Genomic DNA, 8,570 nt, shown 5'->3' on the forward strand with positions numbered 1-8,570 from the left:
GCGGGCTCAGGGGACGGCGCTGCGGGAGGCCTCGAGCACCCGCCGCAGCGACTCCAGGTACCGCGGCGGGATGCCGTGCTCCCCGCGCGGCGGCAGGAACCGGGCGACGGTGGCGTCGGTGACCTGCGCGGCGTCGGCGGCCTCGGCGCCCAGCAGGCGCACGACCGGCTGCGAGCCCCAGGAGCGGGACGCGGCCAGGTGCGCCATCGCGGCGGCGCTCTCGGCCCGCTCCCCCACGCAGTCGAACGGCTTCTCGGTGGCCCACAGCCTCCGGAACCCGTCGGCCAGCGAGGCGTCCGCGAGCGGGTTGCCGCCGAACATCTCCTCCGCCTCGGCCGGCGGGAGGAACACCGCGAAGCACAGGAAGGTGAACAGGCACTTGTCGCAGTGCAGGCACCAGCGCTGCTCGGCCTGCCCGCCGAAGCCCATGTGCTTCTGCGTGTAGGAGCGGTTGCAGCTGAGGATGTCGCCCCGCAGCGGCAGCGCGGCCACCGCGGCGACCGTGGCCAGCTCCGACAGCTGCCGGGTCAGGCTGAAGTACCCGGCGCCCACCTCTGCCGCGGCCGCGGTGAACAGCCGCTCGAAGGCGTAGGACTTCGAGTACTGGTGGTTCACGCTGGCGCCGTCGACGGTGAGGGTCTCCTCGTCGGCCGAGCGCTCGTTGGCGAACACCACCGGGTCGAACCCGCCGAGGACGGCGACCAGGGTGGCGATCGCGGAGTTGATCGCGGTGACCGGCACGTGCCCGTTGAGCCCGCCCTGCGCCGTGCGCTCGGCCAGCAGCGGGTCGAGCCTCCGGCGCACCTCGACCAGCGGGACGCCGGCCGCGCGGGCGACGTCGCGCTGCGCGCCGGTCGGGTTGACCGCGAGCGCCGTCCCGTCGGGGACGACCACGAGCGCGAGCGCCGAGTCCTTGCCGCCGCCCACGGGCAGCAGCGCGCCGCGGCCGCCGGGCTCCGCCGCGGGGCCCGCCTCGCGGACCTCGGCGGCGAACTCCACCCGGTGCGGCACCGGCAGCCGGTTGACGGCGGCGAACTCGCCGAGGCCGTCGGTGTAGGCCGCCCGCGCGACGGCGATCTGCGCCGCGGTCACCGGGCGCTCGACGACGACCCGGCCGGGCGCGGCCAGCTTGTAGTAGCTGGTGCCCATGACCAGGTGGACGAGGTCGAGGGCGGCGTCGAGCACCGCCGGGGCCGGCCCGCCGCCGAGCAGCACCGGGTCGAGGGTGAGCCGTTCGGTGAACTCGTCGTCGCCGAGCCGGTAGGAGAAGGCCGCCTCGCCGGTGGCGAGGTCGAGGGACCGCCCGGCGACGACGAACGCGCCGGCCTCAGACACCCGGGACGCGCTCGGCGCCGGAGTCGACGAGGATCTGCTCATAGGTGGCTGCCAACTCCTCGAAGTCGCGGAAGCGGTTGTAACTGGGGGCGCCGGGCGAGAGCAGCACGACCCCGCCCGGCGGGGTGCCGGCGATCGCCGCCGCCACCGCCTCGGTCAGGGACTGCGTCTCGGTGAGGCGCACCGCCGCCCCGGCGGCCTCCCGGCGGACGTCGTCGGCCAGCCGCGCCCCCGTGTCGGGGACGGTGACCAGCGCGACGGTGTCCCGCCGCTGCACCAACGTCGCGGCCAGGCCCGTGTAGTCCAGGCCCCGGTCCTGTCCCCCGGCGATGAGGGTGAGCGGGCGGCCGGCGAGCGCGTCGAGGGCGGCCAGCACGGAGACCGGCGTGGTGGACAGCGTGTCGTCGACGAACGTGACGCCGCGGAGCGTGGCCACCGGGGCGAGCCGGTGCGGCAGCGCCCGGAAGCCCGCGACGGCGGAGGCGACGGCGTCGGCGGTCGCGGCGAGGTCGAGCCCGAGCAGCGCGCAGGCGGCCAGCGCCACCTCGACGTTGCTGCGGTTGTGCGCGCCGGGCAGGTGCACCGGCTGCACGGCCTCGGCGAGGCCCGCGGGCAGCACCTCGGCGGGGTCGACCAGCTGCGCGGGCCGCAGGTACCGCTCGGCGACCGGGCGGGCCTGCGCGCCGACCGCGACCGAGCGGTCGGGGCAGCCGGCGAAGACGCGCAGCTTGTCGCGGAAGTAGGTGGTCTCCGAGCCGTGCCAGTCCAGGTGCTCGGGCGCCAGCGAGGTGAGCGCGCCGCGGCCGGCGAAGTCGGGCACGGCGGCGGCCTGGTAGCTCGACACCTCGACGACCAGCGTGCGGTTCCCGACGCCGTCGAGGACGGCGTCGAGCAGCGGGGTACCGATGTTGCCGGCGTGCACGGCCGGGCGCCCCGCGGCGGTGAGGACGGCGGCGGCGAGCGCGCTCGTGGTGCTCTTGCCCTTGGTGCCGGTCACGCACAGCACCGGGACCCCCCGAGCGGCCGCCTCGGCCAGCGCGACGCCGGTGCCGGTGGTGACCACCGTGCGGTCGGCGAGCGACCGGGCCTCGTCCCGGTACGGGCTGATCCCCGGCGAGCGGAAGACGACGTCGCAGCCCGCCAGGCCGGCCACGTCGGCGGTGGCACCCACGCCCGGGGGCAGCGCGGCGGGGTCGACCGGCCGGCTGTCGGCGACGAGCACCGAGGCGGCGCCCGCGGCCAGCGCGGCGCGGACGGCGGCACGGCCTTCGCGGCCGTGGCCCCACACGCCCACCCGGCGGCCGGCCAGCTCGGCCAGCTGGAGGGACCGCTCCCGCGGGGGAGGTGCCGGGCGGGGGTCCACGGCGACCACTCTACGGAGCGTCCCCCACTCCGGACGGCGACGACGGGCCCGACCGGTAGGCTGGATCAAGGTGTGCCGGGAAGTCTGGTCGGCGGGCTGCTCCTGAGCGGGCAGCGCCCACCCGACCCCCGACCCCGGGAGCAGCCCCATGAACGCCCCCCACGGATCGACCCGGGTCTTCGCCCGCGGCTCCTGGACCGAGACCCGTCGGATCGCCGACGTCCTCCGCAAGGAGACCGTCGGCGGCGTCCTGCTGCTGATCGGCACCGTCGTGGCCCTCGCCTGGGCCAACTCGCCCTGGAGCGACTCGTACGAGGCGCTGCGCGACACCCGCGTGGGCCCGGCGTCGCTGCACCTGGACCTGACCTTGGGCACCTGGGCCGCCGACGGGCTGCTGGCGATCTTCTTCTTCGTGGCGGGGCTCGAGCTGAAGCGCGAGTTCGTCGCCGGCGACCTGCGCGACCCCCGCCGGGCGGCGCTGCCGGTGGCCGCGGCGGTCGGCGGCATGGCCGTGCCTGCGCTGCTGTTCACCCTGGTCAACCTCGGTGGCGGCGACGCCCTGCGGGGCTGGGCGATCCCGACGGCCACCGACATCGCCTTCGCCCTCGCCGTCCTCGCGGTCATCAGCACCCACCTGCCGAGCGCGCTGCGGACGTTCCTGCTCACGCTCGCCGTCGTCGACGACCTGCTGGCCATCACGATCATCGCGGTCTTCTACACGACGAGCCTGGCGGCGGGCTGGCTCGCACTGGCGCTCGTCCCGCTCGCCGTCTTCGGGTTCCTGGTGCAGAAGCGCGTCCGCTCCTGGTGGCTGCTGCTGCCCCTCGCGGTGCTCACCTGGGTGTTCGTGCACGAGTCCGGCGTGCACGCCACGGTCGCCGGCGTCCTGCTCGCCTTCACCGTCCCGGTGGTGCGCAGTGAGGCCGCCGGCGGCCCGGACGCCGGCCCCGGCCTCGCCGAGCACCTCGAGCACCGCTTCCGGCCCATCTCGGCGGGGATCGCCGTCCCGGTCTTCGCCTTCTTCGCGGCGGGCGTCACCGTGGGCGGCCTGTCGGGGCTCGTGGAGTCGCTCGGCGACCGGGTGGCCCTCGGCATCGTCGTCGGCCTGGTCGTGGGCAAGGTGCTCGGCATCGTGGGCGCGAGCTGGCTGGTCACCCGGTTCACGCGCGCGGAGTTCGCCGACGAGCTGGGCTGGCCCGACCTGGTCGGTGTCGCCCTGCTCGGCGGCATCGGCTTCACCGTCTCGCTGCTCATCGGTGAGCTGGCGTTCGGCCTCGGCTCCGAGCGGGACGACCACGTCAAGGTCGGCGTGCTGGTGGGCACCCTGTTGTCCGCGCTGCTGGCCACGGTCGTGCTGCGGCTGCGCAACCGGCGCTACCGGCGGATCTGCGAGCTCGAGTCGGTCGACGCCGACCACGACGACATCCCCGACGTCTTCCAGGGCGGAACGGTGCGCGACCGCGCCGACCACGATCCGGACTGGCGCGGGACGCCTCCCCCGGGGCGGACCGTGGGTGGTTCAGCCGACGGCTGAAGAACGCCGTTGCAGACCCCCGGAACGGCGTCGTACCGTCGAGGTACACGAGAGGGGAGGTGGTCCGAACAATTGAATTCTTATCGGACTCGTGAGGTGGCTGTCCGCTAGCCGCCGTCCAGATGGGCCGCCCGTTCGGAGTGGAATCCGAACGACGGCATGATCGCCCGTCCGTCGTACGGCGGCGAGCGAGAACCGGACAGTCACCCGACCCCCGGGCCGCCGACACTTGTCCAGTCGGCCCGCGAGCAGCCTCCTCCCCGGAGGCGCCGCGGAGCAGCCCGGGGGTTGTCCGTTCTCCGGGGGAGGGAGCAGCGGCCGTGCAGACCGCTGGGCGCACCGCACAGGCCGGCCGCTGGATCGCCGAGGCCGTCCGCGCCGCTCCCCCCGACACCGTGGCCGCCCTCGTGCCCGACGTGTTCCCCGCGTACGCCCGGGTGTTCCACCCCGCCGTCCGCTACGAGGGCGACACCGACGTCTTCGTCCGCTGGGACGAGGTGGCCGCGGCCAACGGGACGACGCCGCACCGGCTCATGCAGTGGCCGGGCATCACCGGCTCGTGGGAGTACCTCGGCGAGGACGACCAGCCCGGGCTGTGGAACGACGCGCCCGCCGAGGGCCACCTGGCCGCGCACGTCGCCGGTGAGCTCGCCGCCGTCCTCGCCGCCCACACGACCAGCCCCGGCGAGTGCTGGTTCGGCTGGGACGACGAGGGGGCGGCCGACCTGCCGCGGCTGCGACTCCCCCGCGCCGACCTGCTGCTCGTCCGCGCCCCGGTCGACCGCGCGGCCACCAACTTCGCCACCGAACCGCGCGAGCAGAGCGCCGCGCTGTGGTGGCCGGCCGACCGGTCCTGGTGCGTGGTCACCGACCCGGCGCTGACCAGCACGTGGGTGGGGGCGGGCGTCGCCGCCGTCGACGAGCTGCTGGCCAGCCGGCTGGAGGTCGCCCCCGCGCTGCCCACCGACCCGGTCACCCCCGACAGCGACCCGGTCAACCCGGTCGGCGGCCGGGCCTGACACCCGCGGGCCTCAGGCCCGCACGCCCACCGGCGCGCCGGCCGTCGCCGCGACCACCTCGTCCCACGGGGTGGCGGCCAGGTCGAAGGCCCGCTCCGTCGCCGAGGCGTCCAGCACGTACTCCTGGTCGAACTGGTGCCGGACGTCGACCACCTCGCGCATCATCGGCGAGAACCAGCCCATCGCGCTGAGCACCGGCCACGGGAGGCCGCTCACCGGGCCCGGCGCCCGGCCGAGGGCGCGGGACAGGTCACCGAGCGCCTGCCGCTGGGAGCGCGGCGGGTTGCTCGGCACGTGCCAGGCCCGCCCGAGCGCGCGCTCGTCGGTGCCGAGGACGGCCAGGGTCGCGGCGACGTCGGGCAGGTAGGTCCAGCTGCGCGGGACGTCGGGGTCGCCGACCACCCAGGCGCGCCGGCCGCGGCGCAGCGCCGGCAGCTGCCGCACCAGGTGCGACTGCGCGGCCGGCACCTGCGGGCCGACGAAGTCGCCGGCGCGGGCCTCGGTCATCCGGATGCGGCCGGCCTCGTGCGCGGCGAGCGCGTCGCGCCACATCGCCACCCGGACCCGGCCCTTGGTGTCGGTGGCCGCCAGCGGGCTGTCCGGCGTCATCGGCCCGGTGGGGCGGCCGTAGACGTAGAGGTTGGACATGGTCACCAGGACGGCACCGGTGCGCTCCGCGGCGGTGAGCAGCGCGGCCGCGACCGGCGGCCAGTCGGTGGTCCAGCGGTGGTAGGCCGGGTTGACGGCGTTGTAGAGCGCGGCCGCACCGGCGGTGGCCGCGGTGAGGGCGGCGGCGTCGGCGGCGTCCACCCGGCGGTGCTCGACGGTGCCGGTGGAGACCCCGCCGCTGCGCGACAGCACGCGCACCTCGTGTCCCCGGGCGGCGAGCAGCTCCGCCGTCGTCGTCCCCACGGGCCCCTTGCCCACGATCACGTGCAGTGCCATGACGGCTCCTCCTCGGTTCGGCGAGAGCGGTGCTCTCGTTCGAGGACGACGCTCCCACCGGCTCCCCATCCTGTCAAGAGCGGTGCTCTCTGTTGCGTTCGGTGCTCTCATCGGCGGAGGATGGCCGGGTGCCCACCGCCCGCGAGCGCGTCCGCGCCGAGATCACCGCCGAGATCACCGCGGCCGCCCGCCGCCAGCTCGCCGAGGTGGGCGCGGCCGCGCTCTCGCTGCGCGCGGTGGCCCGTGAGGTCGGCATGGTGTCGTCGGCGGTCTACCGCTACTTCCCGAGCCGCGACGACCTGCTCACCCGCCTGATCATCGACGGCTACGACGCCCTCGGGTCGGCGGCCGAAGCCGCCGACGACCCCGCCGCCGAGCCGGAGGATCGCTGGGCCGCGGTCTGCGGGGCGGTGCGGGACTGGGCGCGGGACCGTCCGCACGAGTACGCGCTGCTCTACGGCTCGCCGGTGCCGGGCTACTCCGCCCCGCGCGACACGGTGCCGGCGGCGTCGCGGGTCGGCATCGTGCTCGGCACGATCCTGGGCGACGCCGCCCGCGCCGGCCGGCTGGCCGGCGGTGCCGGCCACGGGGACCGCGACGACGGCCGGGTGCCCGGCCTGCTCGGCGACGCCGCCGTGGAGGTCCTCGGGCACGGGGCCCCGGGCATCGACGACGCCGTCCGGGTCCGCGCCCTGCTGGCCTGGAGCTCGCTGTTCGGCACGGTCAGCTTCGAGCTGTTCGGCCACCTCGTGGGGTCGGTGGAGGACGCGGACGCCTACTTCGCCCGCGTGGTCGCCGAGCTGGGGGCCCTGGTCGGGCTGCGGCCGGCCGGCTAGAGCGCCGCGAGCTCCGCCTCGAGGTCGTCGAGACCGAGCGAGCCCTGCGACAGCGCCGCCATGTGCCACGCCTTGAGGTCGAACGCGGCACCGCGGGCCCGCTGCGCCGCCGCCCGGCCGGCCAGCCACGCCCGCTCCCCCAGCTTGTAGCTGATCGCCTGCCCGGGCAGGCCCAGGTAGCGGATCAGCTCGCTGTCGAGGAACGCCGGGTCGCTGCCCAGGTGCTCGCCGGCGAACGCCCGCGCGAGCTCCGGCGTCCACGGCTCGCCGCGGTGCCCGGCCAGCACCCCCTCGGCGTCAGCGGGGACGGGCAGCCGCAGGTGCATGCCGATGTCGATGACCACCCGGATGGCGCGCAGCTGCTGGGCGTCGAGGTAGCCCAGCCGGGCGCCGGGCTCGGTGAGGTACCCGAGCTCGTCCATGAGCCGCTCGGCGTACAGCGCCCAGCCCTCGACGTTGGCGCTCACCGAGCCCAGCGACGTCTGGTACGTCGACAGGTCGCCGGAGACGTACGCCCACTGCGCCAGCTGCAGGTGGTGGCCCGGGACGCCCTCGTGGTACCAGATCGAGACCAGGTCCCACAGCGGGAAGCGCTCGCGGCCCAGCGTCGGCAGCCAGGTGCGGCCCGGGCGGGAGAAGTCCTGCGCCGGGCGGGTGTAGTACGGCGCGGCGGCGCTGCCGGGCGGCGCGATCATCGCCTCCACCCGGCGCACCGGCTCGGCGAGGTCGAAGTGCGTGCCGTCGAGCGCGGTGATCGCCTCGTCCATCATCGCCTGCAGCCGCTGCCGGATCGCCTCGACGCCGTCGACCGCGGGGCCGTGCTCGTCCAGCCAGGCCATGGCCTCCCGGGGGGACGACCCCGGCCGCAGCGCCTGCGCCTCGGCCCGCTGCTCGGCCAGCAGCCGCCGGTGCTCGTTCCAGCCCCAGGCGTAGGCCTCCTCCAGGCCCTGCCCCGCGCCGAGGTCCGAGCCGTTCCAGCGGCGGGCCGCGACGGCGTAGCGGTCGCGGCCGACGGCGTCCGGCGTGCCCTCCGCCCGCGGGAGGTACTCGTCGCGCAGGAAGTCGCGCACCTCGGCCACCGCGGCGTCGGCCGCGCGGGCGGCGGCGTCGAGGTCGCCCCGCACGGCGTCGGGGCCGGAAGCCGCCAGCCCGCCGAAGAACGGCCCGGACAGCCACTCGCCGAGCTGGCCGACGACGGTGGACACCTGCCGCGGCGCCACGAGGAGGCCGCGCCGGGCACCCTCCCGCAGCGTGTCCAGGTAGCCCCGGTAGGCCTCGGGCACCCGGGCCATCCGGCGGGCCACCACGCCCCAGTCGTCGTCGGTCGCCGTCGGCATGAGCAGGAACACCGAGCGGATCGAGTGCACCGGGCTGAACAGGTTCGACAGCGCCCGGAAGCCCTCGCCGGCGTCGTGGGGGGGGGGGGGGGGGGGGGGGGGGGGGGGGGGGGGGGGGGGGGGGGGGGGGGGGGGGGGGGGGGGGGGGGGGGGGGGGGGGGGGGGGGGGGGGGGGGGGGGGGGGGGGGGGGGGGGGGGGGG

7 protein-coding genes are annotated in these 8,570 nt (G+C 76.5%); 3 read left to right on the forward strand and 4 right to left on the reverse strand.

What is annotated here, in order from left to right; translation table 11 throughout:
* Positions 1 to 6: 6 nt before the first annotated feature.
* Together ACI79X_RS09770 and murD are read right to left on the reverse strand one after the other, a co-directional pair.
* Positions 7 to 1,335 carry a hypothetical protein gene (locus ACI79X_RS09770; RefSeq protein ID WP_457025202.1) on the reverse strand — a complete coding sequence of 443 codons (1,329 nt, stop codon included), beginning with the start codon at positions 1,333 to 1,335 and terminating at the stop codon, positions 7 to 9.
* On the reverse strand, positions 1,328 to 2,698 hold the full coding sequence (murD, locus tag ACI79X_RS09775; protein ID WP_457025203.1) for a UDP-N-acetylmuramoyl-L-alanine--D-glutamate ligase: 1,371 nt from the start codon (positions 2,696 to 2,698) through the stop codon (positions 1,328 to 1,330). The genes ACI79X_RS09770 and murD overlap by 8 nt, the downstream gene beginning before the upstream one ends.
* A 148-nt stretch (positions 2,699 to 2,846) precedes the next feature.
* Here murD and nhaA point away from each other — a divergent pair, with 148 nt between their 5' ends.
* Both nhaA and ACI79X_RS09785 read left to right on the forward strand, forming a co-directional pair.
* Entirely contained in the window at positions 2,847 to 4,232 is a 1,386-nt protein-coding gene (nhaA, locus tag ACI79X_RS09780) for a Na+/H+ antiporter NhaA (RefSeq protein ID WP_457025204.1), read from the forward strand.
* Between the two features lie 320 nt (positions 4,233 to 4,552).
* Positions 4,553 to 5,251 carry a hypothetical protein gene (locus tag ACI79X_RS09785; RefSeq protein ID WP_457025205.1) on the forward strand — a complete coding sequence of 233 codons (699 nt, stop codon included), beginning with the start codon at positions 4,553 to 4,555 and terminating at the stop codon, positions 5,249 to 5,251.
* 12 nt (positions 5,252 to 5,263) lie between these two features.
* Here ACI79X_RS09785 and ACI79X_RS09790 read toward each other — a convergent pair whose 3' ends face one another.
* A complete protein-coding gene (locus ACI79X_RS09790; protein WP_457025206.1) occupies positions 5,264 to 6,196 on the reverse strand; it encodes an NAD-dependent epimerase/dehydratase family protein in 933 nt (310 codons plus the stop codon).
* Positions 6,197 to 6,324: 128 nt separating this feature from the next.
* Here ACI79X_RS09790 and ACI79X_RS09795 point away from each other — a divergent pair, with 128 nt between their 5' ends.
* Positions 6,325 to 7,032: a TetR/AcrR family transcriptional regulator gene (locus tag ACI79X_RS09795; protein ID WP_457025207.1), complete on the forward strand. Its 708-nt coding sequence runs from the start codon at positions 6,325 to 6,327 to the stop codon at positions 7,030 to 7,032.
* Here ACI79X_RS09795 and ACI79X_RS09800 read toward each other — a convergent pair.
* The coding region (locus ACI79X_RS09800; RefSeq protein WP_457025208.1) for a DUF885 domain-containing protein at positions 7,029 to 8,570 on the reverse strand (1,542 nt) is incomplete at its 5' end. The two genes, ACI79X_RS09795 and ACI79X_RS09800, sit on opposite strands and share 4 nt — an antisense overlap.

The sequence above is a fragment of the Geodermatophilus sp. SYSU D01119 genome, assembly GCF_054049975.1.